Origin of the sequence: Sulfitobacter sp. 1A15106, assembly GCF_043556995.1 — a bacterium.
Classification (GTDB): domain Bacteria; phylum Pseudomonadota; class Alphaproteobacteria; order Rhodobacterales; family Rhodobacteraceae; genus Sulfitobacter; species Sulfitobacter faviae.
The window spans coordinates 84,961-107,349 of sequence record NZ_JBIFFM010000006.1 but is presented as its reverse complement, the minus strand read 5'-3'; the positions used below and the strand labels follow the sequence as shown (position 1 = coordinate 107,349).

Annotated in this window: 23 protein-coding genes; 9 read left to right on the top strand and 14 right to left on the bottom strand. The window is 63.8% G+C overall.

What is annotated here, in order from left to right; translation table 11 throughout:
- Positions 1–76: 76 nt before the first annotated feature.
- A complete protein-coding gene (locus tag ACGYKA_RS11025) occupies positions 77–1,138 on the top strand; it encodes an AbrB family transcriptional regulator (protein WP_394409534.1) in 1,062 nt (353 codons plus the stop codon).
- 7 nt (positions 1,139–1,145) lie between these two features.
- Here the strand turns inward: ACGYKA_RS11025 and ACGYKA_RS11020 are convergent, their stop codons facing one another.
- Together ACGYKA_RS11020 and ACGYKA_RS11015 are read right to left on the bottom strand one after the other, a co-directional pair.
- Positions 1,146–1,844: an NYN domain-containing protein gene (locus ACGYKA_RS11020; protein WP_209217720.1), complete on the bottom strand. Its 699-nt coding sequence runs from the start codon at positions 1,842–1,844 to the stop codon at positions 1,146–1,148.
- Complete coding sequence (locus ACGYKA_RS11015) at positions 1,841–2,260, bottom strand: Fur family transcriptional regulator (RefSeq protein WP_067265902.1); 420 nt, start codon at positions 2,258–2,260, stop codon at positions 1,841–1,843. Before ACGYKA_RS11015 ends, ACGYKA_RS11020 begins: the two co-directional genes overlap by 4 nt.
- 348 nt (positions 2,261–2,608) lie before the next feature.
- Between ACGYKA_RS11015 and ACGYKA_RS11010 the strand changes: the two genes are divergently transcribed.
- Together ACGYKA_RS11010 and ACGYKA_RS11005 are read left to right on the top strand one after the other, a co-directional pair.
- Positions 2,609–3,922: a DEAD/DEAH box helicase gene (locus tag ACGYKA_RS11010; RefSeq protein ID WP_394409537.1), complete on the top strand. Its 1,314-nt coding sequence runs from the start codon at positions 2,609–2,611 to the stop codon at positions 3,920–3,922.
- Positions 3,923–4,014: 92 nt separating this feature from the next.
- On the top strand, positions 4,015–4,902 hold the full coding sequence (locus tag ACGYKA_RS11005; protein WP_394409540.1) for a DMT family transporter: 888 nt from the start codon (positions 4,015–4,017) through the stop codon (positions 4,900–4,902).
- A 2-nt stretch (positions 4,903–4,904) separates the two neighbouring features.
- On the opposite strand, the gene ACGYKA_RS11000 is transcribed toward ACGYKA_RS11005, so the two are convergent.
- From ACGYKA_RS11000 to mazG, 4 genes are all read right to left on the bottom strand, one after another.
- A complete protein-coding gene (locus ACGYKA_RS11000) occupies positions 4,905–6,314 on the bottom strand; it encodes a YdiU family protein (RefSeq protein WP_394438755.1) in 1,410 nt (469 codons plus the stop codon).
- Positions 6,314–6,763, bottom strand: a complete 450-nt coding sequence (locus tag ACGYKA_RS10995) for an N-acetyltransferase (protein WP_067265911.1) — start codon at positions 6,761–6,763, stop codon at positions 6,314–6,316. The genes ACGYKA_RS11000 and ACGYKA_RS10995 overlap by 1 nt, the downstream gene beginning before the upstream one ends.
- Positions 6,760–7,701: a nucleoside hydrolase gene (locus ACGYKA_RS10990; protein WP_394409546.1), complete on the bottom strand. Its 942-nt coding sequence runs from the start codon at positions 7,699–7,701 to the stop codon at positions 6,760–6,762. Before ACGYKA_RS10990 ends, ACGYKA_RS10995 begins: the two co-directional genes overlap by 4 nt.
- 77 nt (positions 7,702–7,778) lie before the next feature.
- Entirely contained in the window at positions 7,779–8,603 is an 825-nt protein-coding gene (gene mazG / locus ACGYKA_RS10985) for a nucleoside triphosphate pyrophosphohydrolase (protein WP_394409549.1), read from the bottom strand.
- 64 nt (positions 8,604–8,667) lie between these two features.
- On the opposite strand from mazG, the gene ACGYKA_RS10980 reads away from it, so the two are divergent.
- The 3 genes from ACGYKA_RS10980 (at position 8,668) to ACGYKA_RS10970 (ending at position 11,330) form a co-directional block, all read left to right on the top strand.
- A complete protein-coding gene (locus tag ACGYKA_RS10980) occupies positions 8,668–9,837 on the top strand; it encodes a M20 aminoacylase family protein (RefSeq protein ID WP_394409552.1) in 1,170 nt (389 codons plus the stop codon).
- The gene (speB, locus tag ACGYKA_RS10975; RefSeq protein WP_394409555.1) at positions 9,837–10,802 is read left to right on the top strand and encodes an agmatinase; all 966 of its coding nucleotides are present in this window, start codon (positions 9,837–9,839) and stop codon (positions 10,800–10,802) included. Before ACGYKA_RS10980 ends, speB begins: the two co-directional genes overlap by 1 nt.
- 102 nt (positions 10,803–10,904) lie before the next feature.
- On the top strand, positions 10,905–11,330 hold the full coding sequence (locus ACGYKA_RS10970) for a DUF1499 domain-containing protein (protein WP_394409558.1): 426 nt from the start codon (positions 10,905–10,907) through the stop codon (positions 11,328–11,330).
- Here ACGYKA_RS10970 and ACGYKA_RS10965 read toward each other — a convergent pair.
- Entirely contained in the window at positions 11,268–11,567 is a 300-nt protein-coding gene (locus ACGYKA_RS10965; protein WP_271687199.1) for a hypothetical protein, read from the bottom strand. The genes ACGYKA_RS10970 and ACGYKA_RS10965 overlap by 63 nt on opposite strands.
- 60 nt (positions 11,568–11,627) lie before the next feature.
- On the opposite strand from ACGYKA_RS10965, the gene prfA reads away from it, so the two are divergent.
- The 3 genes from prfA to ACGYKA_RS10950 all read left to right on the top strand — a co-directional run bounded on the left by prfA (position 11,628) and on the right by ACGYKA_RS10950 (position 14,324).
- Positions 11,628–12,683 (top strand): peptide chain release factor 1, encoded by a 1,056-nt coding sequence (gene prfA / locus ACGYKA_RS10960; protein WP_322327676.1) that lies wholly within the window; start codon positions 11,628–11,630, stop codon positions 12,681–12,683.
- On the top strand, positions 12,680–13,522 hold the full coding sequence (gene prmC / locus ACGYKA_RS10955) for a peptide chain release factor N(5)-glutamine methyltransferase (RefSeq protein WP_394409561.1): 843 nt from the start codon (positions 12,680–12,682) through the stop codon (positions 13,520–13,522). Before prfA ends, prmC begins: the two co-directional genes overlap by 4 nt.
- A gap of 208 nt (positions 13,523–13,730) precedes the next feature.
- The gene (locus ACGYKA_RS10950; RefSeq protein ID WP_394409564.1) at positions 13,731–14,324 is read left to right on the top strand and encodes a DUF4167 domain-containing protein; all 594 of its coding nucleotides are present in this window, start codon (positions 13,731–13,733) and stop codon (positions 14,322–14,324) included.
- 63 nt (positions 14,325–14,387) lie between these two features.
- Here the strand turns inward: ACGYKA_RS10950 and ACGYKA_RS10945 are convergent, their stop codons facing one another.
- The 7 genes from ACGYKA_RS10945 to lptF are packed head-to-tail and all read right to left on the bottom strand — an operon-like array spanning position 14,388 to position 22,384.
- Complete coding sequence (locus tag ACGYKA_RS10945) at positions 14,388–14,966, bottom strand: hypothetical protein (RefSeq protein WP_394409567.1); 579 nt, start codon at positions 14,964–14,966, stop codon at positions 14,388–14,390.
- A 2-nt stretch (positions 14,967–14,968) separates the two neighbouring features.
- Positions 14,969–15,811 (bottom strand): 16S rRNA (adenine(1518)-N(6)/adenine(1519)-N(6))-dimethyltransferase RsmA, encoded by an 843-nt coding sequence (gene rsmA, locus ACGYKA_RS10940; protein ID WP_394407861.1) that lies wholly within the window; start codon positions 15,809–15,811, stop codon positions 14,969–14,971.
- Complete coding sequence (gene pdxA / locus ACGYKA_RS10935) at positions 15,808–16,782, bottom strand: 4-hydroxythreonine-4-phosphate dehydrogenase PdxA (protein WP_394409570.1); 975 nt, start codon at positions 16,780–16,782, stop codon at positions 15,808–15,810. Before pdxA ends, rsmA begins: the two co-directional genes overlap by 4 nt.
- On the bottom strand, positions 16,779–18,017 hold the full coding sequence (locus ACGYKA_RS10930; RefSeq protein ID WP_394409573.1) for a peptidylprolyl isomerase: 1,239 nt from the start codon (positions 18,015–18,017) through the stop codon (positions 16,779–16,781). Before ACGYKA_RS10930 ends, pdxA begins: the two co-directional genes overlap by 4 nt.
- Positions 18,005–20,155, bottom strand: coding sequence for an LPS-assembly protein LptD (locus ACGYKA_RS10925; protein WP_394409576.1), 2,151 nt, complete (start codon positions 20,153–20,155; stop codon positions 18,005–18,007). The genes ACGYKA_RS10930 and ACGYKA_RS10925 overlap by 13 nt, the downstream gene beginning before the upstream one ends.
- A gap of 1 nt (position 20,156) precedes the next feature.
- Complete coding sequence (gene lptG / locus ACGYKA_RS10920; RefSeq protein ID WP_394407853.1) at positions 20,157–21,254, bottom strand: LPS export ABC transporter permease LptG; 1,098 nt, start codon at positions 21,252–21,254, stop codon at positions 20,157–20,159.
- Complete coding sequence (lptF, locus tag ACGYKA_RS10915; RefSeq protein ID WP_394409579.1) at positions 21,251–22,384, bottom strand: LPS export ABC transporter permease LptF; 1,134 nt, start codon at positions 22,382–22,384, stop codon at positions 21,251–21,253. The genes lptG and lptF overlap by 4 nt, the downstream gene beginning before the upstream one ends.
- Positions 22,385–22,389 lie beyond the last annotated feature (5 nt).

Sequence of the window (22,389 nt, the reverse complement as noted above, 5' to 3'; positions counted from 1 at the left end):
GAAAGGGCAAGGGTGCGCGATGCGCGTCATGCGTGTGGCACTGGCGCAGGCTCTACCGGAGTGCTAGCCCTACCGCATGAGATGGCCGATCCCCTCGCTCGCCGCGCGCGACACAGTGCTGACCCTTGCGGCCGGGGCCTTTGGTGCGCTGCTGTTCTGGTGGCTGAATGCGCCGGTCTATATGCTGCTTGGCCCGGTGATCGCGGTGAGTGTCTTAGGCCTGATGGGGGTGCGCACGGCGGTCGATCCGCGGCTGCGGGATGCCTGTTTCGTCGTGCTGGGCATCGCCGTGGGGGCAGGGTTCAACCAAGATGCGGTGAACGCCATGCTGCGCTGGCCTCTGGCCTTTGTCTTTATGACCGGGGTGATCTGGGGGATCATGGCGCTTTGCCGTTGGATGCTGGCGCGGTATTTTGGCTTTGACGCCCGCTCCGCGCTTCTGGCCTCGGCCCCCGGACATCTGAGTTTCGTGATGGCGATTGCCAGCGACAGCGGGTCGGACGTGCCGCGCATTTCGATCACGCAGTCGGTCCGGCTTTTGGCGCTGACCATCGTCGTGCCTTTCGCCGCTTTGCTGATGGGCGTCGACATGACCGGCAATATCGCCCCCGCGGGGGCGGGGATGAGCCTGCTGTCGATCCTCGTGATGATCGGCGTCTCCGTCGTCGTGGGGATGATCTTTGCCCGGCTTTCCGTGCCCGCGCCGCTTTTGATGGGTGCGATGGTGGTCTCGGCCATCGCGCATCTGACGGAGCTGGAGACTGGCGTTCTGCCGGGCTGGCTGACCCTTGTCGCCTATCTGGTGCTCGGCAGCCTCATCGGTACGCGGTTTTCGGGCATCACGCCTGCGCGTCTGGCAAGCGGGCTTGGCGCGGGGCTGGCGATTACCGGCGTGGCGGTGGGGCTCGCAGGGCTGGGCGCCGTCCCGGTGGCCTGGGCGCTTGGCATGCCGCTGGGGCATGTGCTGGTGGCCTTCGCACCCGGCGGGCTGGAGACGATGATCGCCCTTGGCGCCGTGCTGGCGGTGGTGCCGGGCTTCGTGGCCGCCTGCCACATCATGCGTCTGGTGGTGCTGAGCGTGCTGTTGCCCGCCATGCTCGCCCGTGTGGCGCGGCAAGAGCAGCGCGCCGCCGAGTGATCCGGCGTTAGCTTTTTAGGCGGACCATCAAGCGGTTGCCGTCTTTGCGCGTTTCCAAGGCTTTGAGGTCGGCGGCCAAGGCGCTCAGCTTGCCATGGCCATAGGTACGGCTGTCGAAATCGGGATGCGCCGCCTGAATGGTTTGGCCGATCTGGCCGAGGTTGTACCAATCGTCTTCGGTGTCGATCTTGTCCATCGCGGCTTTGAACAGGGGCAGGGCATCGCCCACCTTGGCCTTGGCCCGCGAGGGGGTGTCGGGCTCTACCTCGTCGAGGTTTTCGATCAGGATGAAGCGGTTGTAGACATTGCGCAGCGAATCGTGGGTCTTCTTCTCGCCAATGCCGATAACGGTCACCCCATCTTCGCGCAGGCGGTTCACCAGCGCGGTGAAATCGCTGTCGGAGGAAACGATCACGATAATATCGAAGCGGCGGCTGTGCAGGATGTCCATCGCCTGAATGACCAGCCCGATGTCGCTGGCGTTCTTGCCCTTGGTGTTCGCGGTTTCCTGATGCGCCACCAAACCCAACTCGCGGATCGGCGCTTTCCAGCCCTTGAGGTGGTCATTCGACCAATCGCCATAGACCCGTCGCAGGGCAGGCTCCCCAATCGTCGTGACCTCCCGCATGATGGCTGCGGCATGTTTTGCGGGCACGTTGTCGGCGTCGATCAACACGGCCAGCAAAGGGCGGTCACGTTCTGTCATGGGTCATCCTTCTTGATCGGCACACCGTAGAGTTCCATCCGGTGGCCCTGTAATTTGTAACCCAGTTTGCGCGCGATGCGTTCCTGAAGCTCTTCGATTTCCGCATCGACGAATTCGATGACCTCGCCCGAGTTCACGTCGATCAGGTGGTCGTGATGCGCCCGCTGCGCGTCTTCATAGCGCGCCCGGCCATCGCCGAACTCCAGCTTGTCGAGGATGCCCGCTTCCTCAAACAGCTTCACCGTGCGGTAGACCGTGGCGATGGAGATGCCGCTGTCGATCACGCTGGCGCGGGTCAGGATCTCTTCGGCATCGGGGTGGTCTTCGCTGTCGTGAATCACCTGTGCGATGACCCGGCGTTGACCTGTCATGCGCAGGCCCATGGCCTCGCAGCGTTTGATGATCGGGTTGCGCATCGTCTCGCCCTTCGTCCGTCGGACTACGGTCCTAGCATTTTAGCACCGCCGGACGCCACCGGAATTGACCGCGCCGGTTGACTTTTGCGCCCGCACCGCCCATGTGAGCATCAAGCGAAGCCTTCTGCCGCGTGAGCAGTATCAGCGCCAAGTCCCATGAGGGGCCTCTGGGACGCTGACGACAAGGCCCGCCGATGTTCCCAAAATCACGCGTGGGGCCAAGCGCGACAGACGGGTGTGAGGCATGTGGCCTGCGCCCGCGATCTGGCTTGCGCGACCCCGTGGCGCCTGTTGAGTGGCGCGGCGAAAGAACATGGCGCGCGTCTTCGCGGGCCGGAAAGTGAACGAATGAGCGATTTTGACATGATGGGCCTGCCTGCCAAACTGGTGGCCCGACTGAAAGAGATGGGGCTGAACGAGCCGACCCCGATCCAGAAACAGGCGATCCCTCATGCGCTGAACGGGCGCGACGTGATGGGCCTTGCCCAGACCGGCACCGGCAAGACCGCCGCCTTTGGCGTTCCGCTGCTGGCCCAGATGATGGAGATCGAGGGCCGCCCCGCAGCGCGTTCCGTGCGCGGGCTGGTGCTTGCGCCTACGCGCGAGCTGGCGCAGCAGATCGCCGTGAACCTGCGCGGCTATGCCGAAGGCACGCCGATCAAAGTGGCGATGGTGGTGGGCGGCCAGTCGATCAACACCCAGATCAAACGTCTGGAACGGGGTGTCGATCTGCTGATTGCCACACCGGGCCGTCTGCTGGACCTGCTCGACCGCCGCGCGGTCAAGCTCGACGCAACGACCTTTCTCGTGCTGGATGAGGCCGATCAGATGCTCGACATGGGATTCATCCATGACCTGCGCAAAATCTCGAACATGATCCCGAAAGAGCGGCAGACAATGCTCTTCTCGGCGACCATGCCCAAGCTGATGAACGAGATCGCCAACAGCTATCTCAACAGCCCGATCCGCATCGAAGTCTCGCCTCCGGGCAAGGCGGCGGATAAGGTGACGCAAGAGGTGCATTTCATCGCCAAGGCCGAGAAGACCGAACTGCTGAAAGAGCTGCTGGCCAAGCACAAGGGCGAACGCGCGCTGGTCTTTGGCCGCACGAAACACGGCTCGGAAAAGCTGATGAAGACGCTGGTGAAGGCCGGGTTTGACGCGGCTTCGATCCATGGCAACAAAAGCCAAGGTCAGCGGGACCGCGCGATTGCGGGGTTCAAGAATGGCGATATCACCGTGCTGGTGGCCACCGATGTGGCGGCGCGGGGCCTCGACATTCCGGATGTGAAACACGTTTATAACTTCGACCTGCCGAATGTGCCGGACAACTATGTCCACCGCATTGGCCGGACCGCGCGGGCGGGCAAGGACGGGGCCGCCGTGGCCTTCTGCGCCCCCGATGAAATGGGCGAACTGAAGGCGATCCAAAAGACCATGGGCATTTCGATCCCCGTGGCCTCGGGCCGTCCTTGGGAAGTGATTGATGAGCCTGCGAAACCCAAGGGCCGGGGCCGCAGACGCGGTGGCCGCCCCGGTGGTGGTGGCGGTCGTCCCGGTGGCGGCGGCGGCGGTGGTGAAGGCGCGGGCAAGCCAAGCGGCGGGCGGCGTCGCAGGCGCGGTGGCGGCGGTGGCAAGCCGGGCGGCCAGCAGGCGGCCTGAGCCGAGGCACCTCCCTAGGACAGCGAAATGGCGCGCCCGGAAAACCGCGGCGCGCCATTGACTTATCTGATCCGGGCAGCGCTTCTGGCGGGATGGAACGCAAATCACACATTGATACATTCGGCGCCGTGGCACTGGTGCTCTTCGCGCTGAACCTCGGCTTTAACCAAGTCGTCATCAAGGTCAGCACTGGCGGCTTCAACCCGGTCTTTCTGGCCGGGCTGCGCTCTCTCGGGGCGGTGTTTTTGCTGCTGATCTGGATGCGGTTGCGGGGCGTCAGCCTGTCGATCCCGCGCGCTGCGCTATGGGGCGGTGTGGCGGCAGGGCTTTTCTTTACGCTTGAGTTTGTCTGCCTGTTCCTCGCGCTCGATCTGACTACGGTCAGCCGCGCCTCGATCCTGCTTTACTCCATGCCGGTCTGGCTTGGCATTGCCGCGCATCTGTGGCTACCGGGAGAGCGGCTAAGCGGGGCGCGGCTCATCGGCATGGGGCTGGCCATGGGCGGTGTGGTGCTGGCGCTAAGCGATGGCGGAACCGAAGGGGCGCATTGGCTGGGCGATCTTCTGGCGCTTTTCGCCGCCCTCTGCTGGGCCGGCATCGCGCTTTGCGTTCGCGTCACGCCGCTGGCCAAGGTGCCGCCCGCGCAGCAACTCATGATGCAACTGGTGATCTCCGCCCCGATCCTTCTGCTGCTTGCGCCGCTCTTTGGCCCCTTGCTGCGCGAGGTGGCCCCGGTGCATCTAGCGGGGCTTGCCTATCAGATCATCGCGGTGGCGAGCTTTGGCTTTCTGGCGTGGTTCTGGCTGCTGACGATCTATCCCGCAGCCTCTGTCGCCTCCTTTAGCTTCCTGTCGCCGGTCTTTGCCGTGCTTCTGGGCTGGCTGATCCTCTCGGAAGAGGTGGGGCTGAGCATTTGGGCCGCATTGCTGGCGGTGGCGGCGGGGATTTACCTGATTAACCGTAAACCCCGCAGCCACTGAGCTTAGGTGCCGCAGAATGTGGCGGGCACGATCTCGTCCTCGGTTGGCGGGCGCTGAAGCTTGGGGTCCGTCTCGTCAAAGGGGGTGGCCAGCGCTTTCATCAGCCGCTCGAAAGGGGCCATGTCGCCTGCGACGGCGGCCTCGATCATCTGCTCGATCCGGTGGTTGCGGGGGATCACGGCGGGGTTCGCCGCATTCATCACCGCTTGCGGATCGGGTTCCCCTTCGATCCGCGCGCGCCAGCCTTCGGCCCATGTGTCAAAAGCGTCGCGGTCGGTGAACTGGTCGCGGGCTTGATCTGTAGGAAGGGCACGGAAGGCATTGGTGAAGTCCGCGCCATCCTTTTGCATCAGCCCCAGCAATTCGTTGATCAGATCGACATCTTCGGCCCGCGGCGTTGAGATACCAACCTTGGCCGCGAAACGGCGCAGCCATGCGGCTTCGATCAAGTCGGGCATGTCGTGAACGATCTCGGTGGCCTCTTCGACGGCGCTCTCCTTGTCCTCCATCTGCTGCAAGAGCGAGGTCGCCAGCTGCGCCATGTTCCAGACCACGATCTGCGGCTGGTTTCCATAGGCATAGCGCCCCTGCCAGTCGATGGAGCTGAAGACACGGCCTTGATGGAAGGCATCCATAAAGGCACAGGGGCCATAATCGATCGTCTCGCCCGAGATGCTGCAATTGTCGGTGTTCATCACGCCGTGGATAAAGCCCACGGCCATCCACTGCGCCACCAGTTCCGCCTGCGCGGCACAGACCGCGCGCAAAAGGCCAAGCGGGCCATCGGCCTCGGGGTAATGGCGCGCGATGGCATAGTCGGTGAGGGTTTTGAGCGCGTCAGTCTCCCCGCGATGGGCGAAGACCTGAAAGGTGCCGACGCGCAGGTGGCTGGCGGCGACGCGGGTCACAATGGCGCCGGGCAGGGGGCCGCTTTCGCGCAGGATCGGCTCTCCGGTGGCGACAGCGGCCAGGGCGCGGGTGGTGGGCACGCCAAGGGCATGCATCGCCTCGCTCACCAGATATTCCCGCAGCACCGGCCCGACCCATGCGCGGCCATCGCCCATCCGCGAATAGGGCGTGGGGCCAGAGCCTTTCAACTGGATGTCGCGGCGCTGGCCGCTCTGATCGACGACTTCCCCCAGCAGGATCGCCCGGCCATCGCCAAGCTGCGGGTTGAAGTTGCCGAATTGATGCCCGGCGTAAAGCTGCGCCAGGGGTTCGGCCCCCGCAGGCACATCGTTTCCGGCGAAGACCTGCGCGATTTGCGCGGGCTCAGCCCCTTCGATACCCAGTTCCGCCGCCAATTCGGCGTTCCATGCCAAAAGCTGGGGCGCTTTGACAGGCGTGGGAGCCAGCCGGGTAAAGAACCCCTCGGGCAGGGCGGCATAGCTGTTATCGAAAGGAATACGCATCACAGGGTCCGGGACATAAGCATGTAATCCTCGCGCGGGCGAAAGCCCGCACGGGTATAGAGTTTCATCGCCGCGGCATTGTTGCGATCCACCTCAAGATGGACGGCCCGCAGCCCGCCCGCCGCCAGCGCCCGGGGCAGCGCGATCAGCGCCTCCGAGGCGATGCCGCGACCCCGCACGCCGGGACGGACGTAGATTTCATCAATGATGGCGTCCAACCCGCCGAATTCAACCGACCAGCCGAAACAGATCACCACATAGCCGATGGGCGCGCGGGGCGGGCCGATCAGATAGGCGGCGCCATGGGGGATGCCGTCCAACAGCGGCGCCAGCCCGCGGCGACGCTGTTCATCGCTCATCTCGATCCCCGCTTCGGCATGGAATGCCGCAACAAGAGCGACAAGCTTGTCGAGATGCTCAGGCGCGCCGAGGGTGAGATGTGCGCTCATAGGCGGGCCAGCCTTTCGGTGAGCAGGGCAAAGAACCCATCGGCATCAAGGTCGCCTACGAAAAGCGCGTTGGGTGTGCTGTCGGTCACGCGCCACCAGTCGGCGACGGTCATGCCCATGGTCAGCTCCGACTGGGTTTCGATCTCGACATTGATATGACGGCCTTGGAAAAGATCGGGGTTGATCAGATAGGCGGTGACGCAAGGATCATGCAGCGGCGCGCCTTCGGAGCCGTATTTCTCTTTGTCGAACCGCTCGAAGAAATCGGTCATCTCGGCCACGGCGACGCCGACCTTGGTGCCAAGTGCGCGGAAGGCATCGTTGCGCGGTTTGGTGACCAGCGCCTTATGGGTGACATCGAGCGGCATCACGACGATCGGAATGCCGGATTTGAAAACGATATCAGCGGCATGGGGGTCGACGTAAATGTTGAATTCCGCCGTGGGCGTGATGTTGCCCCCCTCGAAATAGCCGCCGCCCATCAGCACGATCTCTTGCACCTTCTCAGCGATGTCGGGCGCTTTTTGCAGGGCGGTCGCGATATTGGTCAGCGGCCCCAAGGGGCAAAGGGTTACACTGCCTGCGGGATGGGCGCGGACCTGTTCGATGATGAAATCCACCCCATGCCCTTCGGCCAGCGGCATGGTTGGATCGGGCAGGTCAGGGCCGTCGAGCCCGGTCTTGCCATGCACATGTTCCGCCGTCACCAGATCACGCCCCAGCGGGCGGTCGCAACCGGCGAAGACTTTCACATCATCCCGCCCCGCCAATTCGCAAACGATCCGCGCGTTTTTCGAAGTCAGGTCCAGCGGCACGTTGCCCGCGACACAGGTGATGCCCAGAACCTCAATCTCTTGCGGGCTGGCGAGGGCAAGGAGGATCGCCACGGCGTCGTCCTGTCCGGGGTCGGTGTCGATGATGATTTTGCGCGGGGTCATGGGCTTACTTTCGTCAAATTGCTTGGGGCAGAGCCTTGCCGGAGGGGCGGGGCTTTGTCCAGCCGCTGCCCGGGGGATTAGCCGCGTTCCGCCAGTTTCACCGCCTCCCATAGCGCGTCCATCTCGGCCAGATCACTGTCTTGCGGGGCTTTGCCCATGGCGGCAAGCCGGGCCTCGACCCCTTCGAACCGGCGGGTGAATTTGGCATTGGCGGCGCGCAAAGCGGCCTCCGGGTCCAGCCCCAGATGACGGCCCAGATTGGCCATGACGAAGAGCAGATCGCCGTATTCTTCCTCGACCTCCGCTTGGCTCAGCTGGTCCTTCGCCTCGACCAATTCGGCAGCCTCTTCGGTGATCTTGTCGAGCACCTGCGTCGTCTCGGGCCAGTCGAACCCCACACGCGCCGCGCGTTTCTGAAGCTTCATCGCCCGCAACAGCGCTGGCAGGCCGATCGCCACCCCGTCCAAGGTGCCCCCCTGTGCTTTGCCCGCGCGTTCGGCGGCTTTGATCTTTTCCCAATCGGCGGTCTGCTGTTCGGCGCTCTTGTCGCGGGATTCGTCGCCAAAGACATGCGGATGCCGCGCCACCATCTTATCGCTGATGTTGCGGACCACGGATTGAAAGGTGAAATGCCCCGCTTCTTCACCCATCGCCGTGTGATAGACCGATTGCAGCAGCAGATCGCCCAACTCCCCCTCAAGCTCGCCCCAATCACGCCGTGCGATGGCATCCGCGACTTCATAAGCCTCTTCAATGGTATAGGGGGCGATGCTGTCGAAATCCTGCTCGATATCCCACGGGCAGCCCGTCTCAGGGTTGCGCAGGCGGCGCATGATTTCGAGCAACCGTTCGATCCCGGCATCTGAATCGTGAATGAGATCGGCTTTTGTGTTGTCCGGCATTGCAGGCCCCGTATGTCTGGTGTCAGATGCACCCTGACCAAACCAAACCCAAGGAGTCCAGCCCATGCCCGTGGTGAACCGCATCAACGCCTTTGCGGAGGATATGACAGCATGGCGGCGCCATTTGCACGGGATTCCCGAACTGGCGTTCGACTGCCATGAGACGGCAGCTTTTGTGGCCGAGCGGCTGCGCGCGTTTGGTGTGGATGATCTGCACGAGGGCATCGCGACAACCGGCATCGTGGCGATCATCGAGGGGCAGGGCGAAGGCCCGACCATCGGCCTGCGCGCCGATATGGATGCGCTGCCGATCCAAGAGGCAACGGGCAAGGACTATGCCAGCACGCGGGAAGGCAAGATGCACGCCTGCGGCCATGACGGGCATACCACCATGCTTCTCGGCGCCGCGCGATATCTGGCCGAGACACGCAATTTCGCAGGCCGGGTAGCGCTGATCTTTCAACCCGCCGAAGAGGCGGGCGGCGGCGCGGGCGTGATGGTCGAAGAAGGCATCATGGAGCGTTTCGAAATCGCGCAGGTCTACGGCATCCACAACGCGCCCGGCTTTGACGAAGGCGCATTCTACACGACGCCGGGGCCGATCATGGCGGCGGTGGATGAATTCCACATTCATATCAAGGGCAAAGGCGGCCATGGCGCGATGCCCCATGAGAGCCGCGACCCCGTCGTGGCGGCCTGTGGCATCGCCACGGCCATTCAGACCATCGTCAGCCGCAACCATGTCGCGGCGCAGGATTTGGTCGTCTCAGTCACGCAGATTCACACCGGCACCGCCGATAACATCATCCCTGAGACGGCCTATATCAACGGCACCGTGCGCACCTTTGACCGTGAGGTGCAAGCCATGGTCATGCGCCGGATGCAGCAGATCGTGGACGGGCAGGCGGCGAGTTATGACGTCACCGCCGAGTTGGACTATGAGGTCGGCTATCCCGCCACGGTCAATGACCCGGTCAAGGCCGAGGCCGCCATCGCGGCAGCGACAGAGGTGGTGGGCGCGGCCCAAGTGCACGGCGACTATGGCCGCGAGATGGGTGCGGAGGATTTCAGCTTCATGCTTGAAAAACGCCCCGGCGCCTATCTCTTCCTCGGGGCCGGGGAAGGCGCGGGGCTGCACCACCCGGAATACGACTTCAACGACGAGATCGCGCCGCTTGGCGCATCCTTTTTCGCCCGTATCGTTGAGCGGGCGCAGCCAGCAGGAGGCAACTAATGGCATTGGAAGACGCGGCCAAACAGATGGATATGGCCTTTACCCGCGAGGACCTCAAAGGGCCTAGCTATGAGTTGACCTTTGGCGGGGCAACCTCCTTCCTGCGACGGAAATACACCAAGGATCTGACCGGCGTCGACATCGCGGTAACAGGCGTGCCCTTCGACCAAGCGGTGACCAACCGCCCCGGCACGCGCCTTGGCCCCCGCGCCATCCGCGAGGCCAGCGCGCTGCAAGCGCCCGATGCGCCCTATGGCTGGGATTTCGACGTGCTCAGCGAATTCGCCATCGCGGATTACGGCGATCTGGCCTTCGACTATGGTCATGTCAGCCAGTTTCCCGCCGCCCTGACGGCCCATATCAAGACCATTCTGGACGCCGGGGCGGCCTCTGTAGTGCTGGGGGGGGATCACTATATCTCATTCCCGATCCTCAAGGCCTATGCGGAAAAATACGGGCCCATCAGCCTGTTACAGTTCGATGCGCATACGGATACTTGGCAAGACGACGACATGGACCGGATCGACCACGGGACGATGTTCTACAAGGCCGTGAAGTCTGGCATTGTCGACCCGTCGACCAGCGTGCAGGTCGGCATTCGCACCACCAATGAGGACACGATGGGCGTCAATATCATCGACGCGCGTGAGGTGCATGAGAAGGGCCCGCAGGCCACCGTTGCCAAGATCAAGAAGATCCTCGGCGATCGCCCCTGCTATCTGACCTTTGACATCGACGCGCTTGACCCGGCCTTTGCCCCCGGCACCGGCACGCCGGTGTGGGGCGGGCTGACCTCGGCGCAAGCGTCGATCATGCTGCGCGATCTGGCGGGGATCAACATCATGGGCGGTGACGTTGTCGAAGTCTCGCCCCCCTTCGACACCACCGGCGCCACGGCGGTGGCGGGTGCCCATGTCGCGACCGAGATTCTGTCGCTGTTGGGTCACCGCATGAGAACCGCGTGAGCGAAAGCCACGACATCACGCACCGGTCCGCTGAACGGCGGGCCGGCTTGCTTACTGCGACCTCCGTCGCCCCTGACCGCCGAGCTTTGAAAGGTGCTTAAAATGCTGTTCTGGATCATCGTGATCGCCCTCGTCGCCTTGGTGGCCTATGTCCGCCTTGCGCCCATCGACACCGCGCGTTGGCATGTTCAGGCCGAAGGGCAGAAGATGGGCAAGACCCAAGGCACCAACAGCTATATCCGGCGCGCGCCGGTCGACGGCGACGGGGCCGAGACCTTGGCCCAGCTTGACCGGGTGATCCTGCAAACCCCGCGCACCGAAGTCGTCGCCGGATCGCTCGCCGAGGGGCAGGTCACCTATGTCACCCGCACCAAATTGATGGGCTATCCCGATTTCACCACCATCGGCGTCTACGGAGACGCGCCGCGCTATGTCGAGGTCTATGGCCGCTCGCGCTTTGGCCGATCAGATCTGGGGGTCAACGCCAAGCGGGTCAACGGATGGCTTGATCAGATCGAGGCGCGATGACAGGCAGCCTTGCTGCACCTCCCGCCACATCGGCACATTGAGCGACATCTGGCATTGCGCCATGAACATGCGCCCATCCACTTGCAGGCAAATGGTCTCACCCAGTTCCACACGGGCACCGCTGCTGTTGGTGCAATAGCAATCAATCGTCTTGCCGCCCGGCGCTTTGACATCCGCAAGGGCAGGGTGCAGGGCCGTCAGGCCCATAAGGCAGATGAGCGGCATAAGACGTGTCATAGCCCATGATAGCACAAGCCGCCTCTTGACCAAAGCATTTGCATAAGCGACAGGAACCCCATGATCCCGATGCACCGCCTCGCGCAAATCTCGCAACGCTTCCAGTTTCTGGAGGCCAGCATGTCTGCGGGCTCTGATGGGGCCGATTTTGCAGCCCTCGCGAAAGAATACAGCGATCTCAAGCCCGTGGTCGATCAGATCGACCTCTACCAGCAGCTCCAGCGCGACCTTGAAGAGGCCGAAGAGATGCTGAAAGACCCCGAGATGGCCGAGCTTGCGCGGGATGAACTGCCGCGCCTGCGCGCCCGTCTGCCGGAGGTCGAGGAGGGGTTGCAACTCGCACTTCTCCCGCGCGACGCGGCGGATGCGAAACCCGCCATGTTGGAGATCCGCCCCGGCACGGGCGGCGATGAGGCGGCGCTTTTCGCCGGTGACCTTCTGCGCATGTACCAACGCTATGCCGAGGCGCAGGGCTGGGGGTTCGACCTGATCGAAAGCCAGATGACCGAACTCGGCGGCGTGAAAGAGGTCGTGGCCCATATCACCGGTCAGAATGTCTTTGCCCGTCTCAAGTTCGAAAGCGGCGTGCACCGCGTGCAGCGCGTGCCCACTACCGAAAGCGGCGGGCGTATCCATACCTCGGCGGCGACCGTGGCGGTCCTGCCCGAAGCCGAAGATGTGGATATCGAGATCAACGCAAATGACCTGCGGATCGACACGATGCGCTCTTCGGGCGCCGGCGGCCAGCACGTCAACACCACCGATTCCGCCGTGCGGATCACCCATATCCCGACCGGGATCGTCGTCACCTCGTCAGAGAAGTCCCAACACCGCAACCGCGACAAGGCGATGCAGGTGCTCAAGGCGCGGCTCTATGATATGGAGCGCAGCCGGATGGACAGCGAACGCTCTGCCGACCGGGCGGCTCAGGTGGGCTCCGGTGACCGCTCTGAGCGGATCCGCACCTATAATTTCCCCCAAGGTCGTATGACGGACCATCGGATCAACCTGACGCTATACCGGCTCGAAGCCGTGATGCAGGGCGATCTGGATGAGATCGTCGATGCGCTGACTGCTGACGCCCAAGCGCGGCAATTGGCGGAGATGGAGGGGTGAGGCCTCAGACCGCCGCCCAAGCTATGGCCGCCGCCGCCGGACGGCTGCGTGCCGCCGGTGTGCCCGATCCGGCGCGGGACGCGCGGCTGTTGCTCGCCCATGCCGCCGCCGTCGATGCCGCCCGCGTGACCCTCATCGCGCCCGAGGAAATCGCCCCCGAGGTCGCCGAACGCTTTGACCAACTCATCGCCCTGCGCGCCGTGCGCGTGCCAGTCTCGCAGTTGATCGGGCGGCGGGCTTTTTATGGCCGCGATTTCGCGATCAGCCGCGATGTGCTTGACCCGCGGCCCGAGACGGAGACCCTGATCGACCTTGCGCTCGGCGAGGATTTCACCCGCATTCTGGACCTCGGCACCGGCTCGGGCTGTATCCTCGTCACCCTGCTGGCCGAACGGGCGGCGGCGACTGGGCTGGGCGTGGACCTCTCGGAAGCTGCCTGTCTTCAAGCCAGCGCCAATGCGGTGCAGCACGGGGTGGCCGACCGCGCCGATATCCGGCAGTCCGACTGGTTCAGCGCCGTTGAGGGGCGGTTTGACCTGATCCTGTCGAACCCGCCCTATTTGGCCGCCGAGGAAATGGCCAATGTCTCTCCCGAATTGCGCCAGCATGAGCCGGAAATGGCGCTGACTGACGGCCAAGACGGGCTGAGCATCTACCGCATCATCGCCGCCGAGGCGCAGGGCCACCTCACGCCCCAAGGCCGCGTTATGGTCGAAATCGGCTGGCAACAGGGCGAAGCGGTGCAGGAAATCTTTGCCACGGCGGGCTGGGGCCGGGTCACGCTGGCGCATGATCTCGATGGGCGGCCAAGGGTCGTTTCAGCCGATAAACCGGCGTGAAATCGCGAAAAAACCGCCATTTGGCGGGCTAAGCGGCAGTTTCTTCTTGCCCAAGCCTTTCTGGCATGGTTAGTCAGGGGTGTTGCAGCGGTGGATGCCACAGGCGGTCCCGCGCGGCACTATGCCCAACATATCGCTTAGGCCGGGTTCAAGACGTGCTTTGCACCCCCGGTGAACGACACACAGCACACAAGGCTGACATCATTCCATGAATTCTCCCAGATCACGCTCCCGGTCGAAGAATAACCGCAAACGCTCGTCGCAAGGTGGCGGCGGCAATGTCGTCAACCGTGTTTTCGACAGCTCCGGCCCCGAGGGCAAGGTGCGCGGCACGCCGCAGCAGGTTATCGAGAAATACAACCAACTGGCCCGCGATGCACAGTTGAGCAATGACCGTGTGGCCGCCGAGAACTTTCAACAGCACGCCGAACACTACCTGCGCCTGCTGAGCGAGGCACAGCGCGAAGTGGACCAGCGCCGCGAGGAGCAAGAGCGCCAGAACCGTGAGCGTCAGGCCGAGCGGGATCGCGAGCGGGCCGAGCGTCAGGAGCGCGAGGCACAGCAGGGCGGCCAGTCGCAGGGCGAGCAGCCGAAAGCCGACAAACAGCTCGAGCAGCAAGAGCCCGCGCAACAGCAGGCCGAGGCCGAGACGAACAGCGAAGAGAGCACGCTGGTCGACACGCCCGAGAGCAAGCCCAAGCCGAAACGCGCCCCGCGCCGCAAGCCCAAACCGAAAGCGGCAGAGGCACAGCCGCAGGAGGGTGGCGACAGCAAGAGCGACACCGCAAAGGTCGCAGAATAAGAAAAGCCCCGCGATTTGCGGGGCTTTTTCGTGGGTGGTGAGGGTCGGCAGCGCGGGGCAGATTTACCCTTCCATCCCCGCCTGCACATATCTGATCCGCCCGTTGCGCCGCAGCACCTCTTCGCGCGGCGCCCAGTCATAACGCGGGTCGCTGGTGACCGGCGACCAGAACAGCTCGCCCCCGCGCCGCCACGGATCAAGGACAAGCCCCGCCTGCATCGGTGCCCCGGCGGCTGAGATGATGGCGGTGGAATGGTCCAGCAGGATCCGCGAGTCGCCATTGGCGATGGCGCGGTGCAGGTCGAGCGTGGCGAACCCCTCGGCCTTCAGACGGTTCTCCAAATCCTCAGCCCAATGCCAACACAGGCCGCGCGGCTTGCTGCCGTTGTTGACCTTCACGTTATGGATCAGCGGCGGGTCCGTGATTTGATAGGCGATCGCCAGTTCATGGGTATGCCGGTAAGCGATCCGCGCGGCACGGGCGGCCTCTTCGGGATTTACCTGTGGAGAGAGGTCTTCGATGGCGCGAGCGAGTTCCGCGATCTCGGCCTCGGTGCCCAGAGGTGGTGGGCCGTTGCGCGGCAGGGCGCAGGCGGAAAGCCCCAGCAACAGGGCAAAGACGAGCAATAGTCGGTAGAGCATGGTTACCCCTTGGCAATCTCGCGGGCGAGGGCGCAGAACCCCTCAAGCGGCACCTGTTCGGCGCGGTCGGTGGGTTTCAGCCCCGCGGCGGTCAGACGGTCCTCAATATCCGGCGCGGCGCCTTTCAGCGCCGAGCGCAGCATCTTGCGCCGCTGATTGAAGGCCATCGCGACCACATGGCTCAGCACCTTCGGATCAGCAGGGAAGCGCGGCTCGGGCAGCGCGGTCAGATGCACCACGCTCGACGAGACCTTGGGCGGCGGGGTGAAGGCGCCCGGCGGCAACTGCATCACGATCCGCGCGTCGCTGCGCCACTGCGCCAGCACGGCCAGCCGCCCATAGGCTTTCGCCCCCGGCTGCGCCACGATCCGCTCCGCCACCTCGCGCTGGAACATCAGCGTGAGGCTTTGCCAGAACGGCGGCCACTCGGGCGGGGTGAGCCAGCGGACCAGCAGTTCGGTCCCGACGTTATAGGGCAGGTTGGCGGCCACCCGGATGGGCGGGGTTAGATGGCTTAGCGGGTCGATCTCAAGCGCGTCGCCTTCAATCACCGTCAGGCGACCGGGGTAATGTTCCGCCACCTCGGCCAGCGCGGGCAGGCAGCGGCGGTCCTTTTCGATCGCCAACACATGACGCGCGCCTTCAGCCAACAGCCCACGGGTGAGGCCTCCGGGCCCGGGGCCGATCTCCAACACGTCGCAATCGGCCATATCCCCGGCCTGACGCGCGATCTTGGCCGTGAGGTTCAGATCCAGCAGAAAGTTCTGGCCGAGGGACTTGCGCGCCGCCAATTCGTGGGTGTTGATCACCTCGCGCAGCGGCGGGAGATTGTCGATTGCACTCATGTCTTCTGGCCCATCTGCCATGCCAATTTGATCGCTTCGATCATGCTGGTCGGGTTGGCGCGCCCTTGGCCCGCGATGTCAAAGGCGGTGCCGTGATCGGGCGAGGTGCGCACGAAGGGCAGCCCCAACGTCACATTCACGCCCCGGTCGAAATCCAAGGTCTTGATCGGGATCAGCGCTTGGTCGTGATACATCGCCACCGCCGCGTCATAGCCTTCGCGGGCGCGGGCGTGGAACATCGTATCGGCAGGCAACGGCCCGGTCAGCGCAAAGCCTTCGCCCTGCATCTCAAGGATCAGCGGCGCGATCCAGTCAATCTCTTGCCGGCCCATGCTGCCGCCTTCGCCCGCGTGCGGGTTCAGCCCGGCGACGGCAATCCGGGGGCGGGCGATGCCAAAGCGGTTTTGCAATTCCTGCGCGGTGATCTCAATCGTGCGGCGCAGGCCCGAAGGGGTCAGCGCCTGCGGCACCTGATCGAGCGCGATATGGATCGTGGCAGGCACGACGCGCAATTGATCAGAGACGAGCATCATCACCACGTCGTCGACGCCTGCCAGCGCTGCGAGGTATTCGGTATGGCCCGGATAGGCGAAACCGGCCCCGTCTTGCAGGGCCTTCTTGTGAATCGGCGCGGTGCAGACGCCGCAGGCGGCGCCCGTCTGCACCAGATCGACCGCCCGGGCGATCACATCGATCACCCCCTGCGCATGGCCGGGCTGCGGCACGCCCGGCAGGGCGGCGCTGTCGAAGGGATGGGGGAGCACGGGCAGCGCGTCGGCACTGGGCGCGCTCACCTCATCCAGGCTGCCGATCACGCGGTGCGGAACATCCTGCGGCAGATGACGCGGGTCGCCGATCCAGACCATTGGGATGTCCTTCGAAAGCGCCGCCCAAGCGCGGGCGGCGATCTCGGGGCCGATCCCGGCGGGTTCACCGCAGGTGATGGCCACCGGCCGGGACGGGCGGCTCATTGGCGGGTGATACGGGCTTCGGCGCGGGCCTGTTCCAGCAGCTGTGTGGCATAGCCCTCAAGCTTGCGCTGCCGGATCGAACTGACCACCGCCTCGCGGTTGACATCGGCATTGGCCGCCGTGGTGCGGTTGCAGAGCATCAGGAAGACCAAAGTCTCCCCATTGGCACGGGTCAGCGCGGTGGAGACTTCGCCGGGATCGAGTTTCGCCAGTTCAATGGCCACGTCCTGCGGGATCTCCGCCGGGGCCTTGGTACCACGGTCCAGCACGTTGGCGGGCTGGCCCTTGGCCACGCCATAGAGGTCGTCACATTGATCCACCTGACCGCGCAGCTGTGCCGCGCGCGACAGGGCAGCCTCGGAACGGCCACCGGGGATGTAATAGGCGGCATAATCGATCTCGGAATACTCGACGCTCGGCTTGCCGGTCTCTTCGATGCCGCGCAGCTGGAACAGCGCCACGGCATTGGGAATGGGCAGCGGCGCTGTCACCTCACCCGGGGCGAGGGCAAGCAGGATGGGCCGCAGGCTGGCGGGCAGATTCTCCAGCGGTGTCCAAGGCATCCGGCCACCGCGCCCGCGCGAGGCGGTGGCGGAGTATTTGCTGGCATAGGACGAAAACTCGGCTTCGGAGCGGCTCTCAGAAATCCGTTCGGCGAGTGCATTCACCTGATCGGCGTTCTGCGGCGGGGCGGGGATGATGATCTCCGACAACAGCACGCGCAGACCATTGTTGCCACGGCTGCTGCCAAGGGCGCGGTCGACCTCTTCGTCGGTGATGTTAACGCGGCCATTATAGCGCGCGCGAATAAGGTCACGCCATGCGGCGCTGATCACGATGAAATCGCGAAAAGTTTCTTCGGAAATCTGCGCTTGGCCAAGGACTTTCAGAAACTCCTCGGTCGTCAGATCCGCGCGGCTGGCAAATTCCGCCATGCCGGATCGAATGCCCTCAGGGGTGACTTCAAGCCCGGCTTGATCAAGGATCTGCCCACGCAGGCGGTCGTCGATCAGACTGTCGATCACGCTGTCGGTATCGGCCCCGGGGGCGCCGATCAGCTGCATAAAGCGCTGGCGCTGCTGCACTTCGTAGCCGGTGATCACCTCGTCATTGACACGCGCCACGGGCGCAAAGAGGTTCTGCGCCGCTGCGGATTGGCCGATGACCAGAGCAAGGGCGAGTGCCGCAGTCCCACGGATCCCGGCGCGGACGGTCTGTTTCGTTACTTCCCACATGAGCGTACGTATCTTTCTGTTCCGGTGTTTGCGGCAAAGCCCCTGAGGCCGATGTTAAAACCGATATCCGTTGAGGGCTCAACACTTGTTGAGGATGAATAGCTGCGGTTCACGGAAAGGTCGACCTGCACGCATTCATTGTTGTAGCTCAGGCCAAGACCCGCCGTCGCCGCGCGTTCGTCAGCAAGGTCGAACCGCCATTCGGCGGAGGCCTGCCACTGGCTGTTGATCGAATAGCTGCCGTCAAAGGTGATCTCCGACACGTCTTCGTTGCGGTCCTCGGCGGCATCTTCGTGTAGCCAGACATAACTGCCCGAGATCTGCCCGCGTTTGAAATCCCAGACCCCGCGCAACTCGGCCTTGGCGACCTCGAAGTCATCGTCGACCAGCCCGCGCCCGATAAGCGCCAGACCGTTGTCGCTGCGCAATTGCCCGGCAAGCAGGAAATCGGAATGGGTGCCCTGCAGCCCTGAGCTAAAGCTAAAGGCATCATCAGCATCAGCGCGGATCACCTGACCGAAAGACAGGCTGGCATCCATGCCGTTGGGATCGAGCCGCGCCCAATTCACCCCGATGGCCGCCACAGCACCCCGTTCGCGCCGGTCGGGCCGGGGGAAACGGCTGAGCGCCAAGAGGTTGCCCTCGTCATATTCCACAAGCGTGCTTTCCTCATTCGGAATGTCGAGCCGATCACCGCCAGTCCAGCCCAATTGCACCAGCGGTTCAAGCTGTTGCACCACGCCTGCGGCCTCGCGGCGCTGCATGGGGTAGCGCATGGTGACGGCAGCATGGGGCACGAGGTCGGAGTAGCGCCCGTCATAAACGGCATCCTGCGCGATGTTGAACAGACCAAAGCTTGCCCCCGCCTCAACATCGGTCACCAGACCATTGCCGAAGGTAAAACGCCGCAGCCAAGCGGCCTCCCCGTTAAGCCGCGACACATCGCGCCCGTCGGCTTCGCCATCCCCATTACCATCGGTGCTGAGGTCCGACGACCGGCGGTGGCTATGGGCCTCAAGCGTCAGGCGGAGTTCGCCGCCCACGGAAGTCGGGAAATAGCGCCGCTGGAATTCACCATCCAAGACCAGGTTGGGCAGCAGATCATTGTCCTCACCATCGCGGAGCGATTGGTAGTTCAGCAGGGTTGCCCGCATATATTCATCGCGCCGTGCGCGGCTGACGGTCAATTCGCTGGTCAGACGGTCCTTACCCGAATAGCCATAGTCGCTCAGATAGGAACTGTCGCTCGTGGTCTCGATATCGAAATACAGTTTGTAGTCGCGCCGCAGATCGAAACTGCCGGTGCCAAAGAGATAGCCACGGGTTTTGCCGGGATCCAATTCATCATCGGTGATCGCCCCTTCGAACTCGATCCGCCCCGAAACGAAAGCCTGACGGTAGCGGAACTCAAGCGTGCGGGTTTCGGCGGATAGATAGGGGGTCAGCGTCAGATCGCGGTGATCGCCGATCTTGATGAAATAGGGCAGTTTCAGCCCGACGCCCAATTGCGAGGTCGAGCGGATCGTGGGCGCCAGAAACCCGGTCGCGCGGTCCAATGTGGGGTCGGGCAGGCGCAGGCGGGGCAGATAGGCGATGGGCACGTTCTTGATGCGAAACTGCGCCTCGTCAAAGTAAAGCTGCTGCGCCAATTGATCATGCACCACCCGTTTCGCGCGGATTTGCCAGAGCGGTGTTTCGCCATCTTCGCAGACTTTGCAAGAGGTTACGGCGGCTTTGTAAAGTTGGCTATAACGCCCTTCGACACGGTTGATCTGCACGGCGGCAAGCTGCAGCTGCTGTTCAAGGATCATCTGCGCGCCGCGCAAAAGGCCGGACTGCAAACCCGCATCGAGTGAGGCCGCATCGGCGAGGATCGTGGTATTCTCCCCCTTAGACAGCACGATCGGCCCTTCGATACTAAGCGCGCCGGTGGCCTGATCATAGCGGATTGCCGTGGCGCGCAGCCGCGTCTCACCTTGGAAGGCTTCGACATTTCCCTGCGCGACCAAAACCTTATCGCGTGTAATGAAGACCTGATCGGCCACCAGAACGGCGGGGCGGTCGCTGGCAGGCGCGGTCTGGGCGGCAAGGCTCAGAGGCGCGAATGAAAGGGCAAGTCCAACAAGGGCCGCGCGCATGTCAGCCGTCCTCCGCATGCAGTAGCAGGCCTAGCGCCAGAAAGATCGCCGCCACGGGCGGCGCCCAAGCGGCAAGGATCACGGGGATCTGGCCATTCTCGCCAAGGATCTGTGCGAAACTGCGAATGAAATACAAACCGAACCCCAGCAAAATCGAGGCCAGCACTGCGACGCCGGTCCCCCCAAAGCGGGTATGGCGCATGGTGAATGCGCTCGCAACCAGAACCATGGCCACTAGAAAGAAGGGCCGTGCAAGCTCGGCCTGAAGCCAGACCTCATGCTGGCGCGTGCTGAACCCGGCCTGTTCCAACTGCCGAATGAACTCGGGCAGTTCATAGATCGAGACGGCGGCGACACGGCCAATGCTCTCGCGGATACGCTCGACGGTGAGGGAAGAGGGGATCGTCAGGGTCTCATGCACCTCCGCCGCGCCTTCGGCGTTCACCCCGGCCGCCAGCGGCCAAATCTTGGCCCCGGTGAGTTCCCAGTCGCCGCTGCTAAGTTGTGCGCTTTCGGCTTCAATGCGCCGGATCGGACCCTTCTCAGCGTCATAACTGATGATCGTGACGTTATAGAGGACGGAGGCGTCGGCGTTTGTGCGCCATGCGCGAATGACCGATTGGCCTTCCTCCGTGCCTTGCCGCAGCCACAGCCCCTCGTCGCTGACCGAGAGCGCCGCGCGGCCATTGGACCGGTATTCTTGGGTCAATTGCTCGGCCCGCTCACTTGTCGCCGCGACGATGGGGTTGAGCATGGCCACGGCCAGCGTGCCGATGATCAAGGCCACCACCACCGGGGCCACCAGCGCGCGCAGGGCCGAGCGGCCCGCGGCCCGGGTCACCACCAGTTCGGAGGACCGGGCAAGCCCAATGAAAAGCGCCACCGTGGCGAGGATCATGATCAGCGGCAGGATCATGTTGATGGTCTGGGGCATGTGCAGCAGCGTCATGCCCAGCACCTGATCCCAGCCCACATCGTCATCGGCGAAACGCCGGGCCTGATCCACACCATCGACCAGCATCACCAGCGCGGCCAGCACCCCGGTGATGACGAGAAAGCTCATGAAAAAGCGGCGGGCGAAATAGAAATGCAGGATCATGTGGCGGCCCTCTTGCCACGCAGACGCCGCCTTATCCAGCGCGGATGTGCGGCTTGCCAAAGCATCGCCAGCGTCAGCATGGCCCCGAGGAGCGAGGGCAGATAGGCCAGCGGCCAGAGCGCCGCCGCCTCGCGGATTTGCACGACCATCGTGCCCCGCAGCCCGTCGATTGCGATGAGCAGGCCAAAAGCGATCACCGCCTCGCGCCAGACGCCAAAGCGGGAGAAACCGCCGAGGATCAAAGTCGCAAAGCCAATCATCGCGGCGACGAGACAGAACAGCGGCTGCGCGAAGCGGCCATGCAGCTCTTCGGCCACCACGCCTGGCGAGGTGTCGGTCGCCGCCGCGACCCCGTCCCAATCCCAAAGCAGATCAGGCGTGACCATTGCGCTGACCGACAGGTCGATCGCGTCTCCGCTGCTGACCAGCGGGGAAATATCGAACGAAAAGTCGCGGAATTTGGCCGTCGCCAAACGGTTGCTCTCGGTGTCCAGCCGTTGGGCCATGCCGTTGAGCATGATCAGCGTCGTGTCGTCGCCGTTGCGGGCGAGGTAGGCTTCGGCAGCGGTGTAGATCACACCTTCGTCGGCCTTGCGCCGATCCGACAGGAAAACATCGCGCAGCACCCCGTCACTGTCGATGGCGCGGGTATAAAAGGTGACATCGTCGGAGGGATGCAGAAAAGTCCCCTCCGTCAGCAGCCTCGCGGTGAGGTTGCGCGAGATCTCGGCCTCGCGCTGCTTCAACTGCCCCTGCGCCATGGGGACCAGAAAATGGCTCAGCACCGTCATCATCGCCGCCACGCAGAGGCCAAAGACGAAGACGGGCCGCGCCAGCCGCCACGGGCCGGCGCCTGCGGCTTGGAGCACCGTCAACTCGGATTCGCCCGACATGCGGTTGGTCACATAGACCGAAGCGGCAAAGGTCGCGATGGGCAGGACGGTGACGATGAGTTTCGGCAGGCCGAGGGCCGTGAACTCCAAAAACACCAAGGCGGATTGGCCATCGCCGATCAAACGGTCGAACAAGACAACCGCGCGGTTGATCCAGAAAAGCGCCACCAGCACCAAAGCGAAAAAGCCGAACATAACCAGAAGTTGCGACAGCATGTAGCGGTCAATTCTTGCCACTCTGA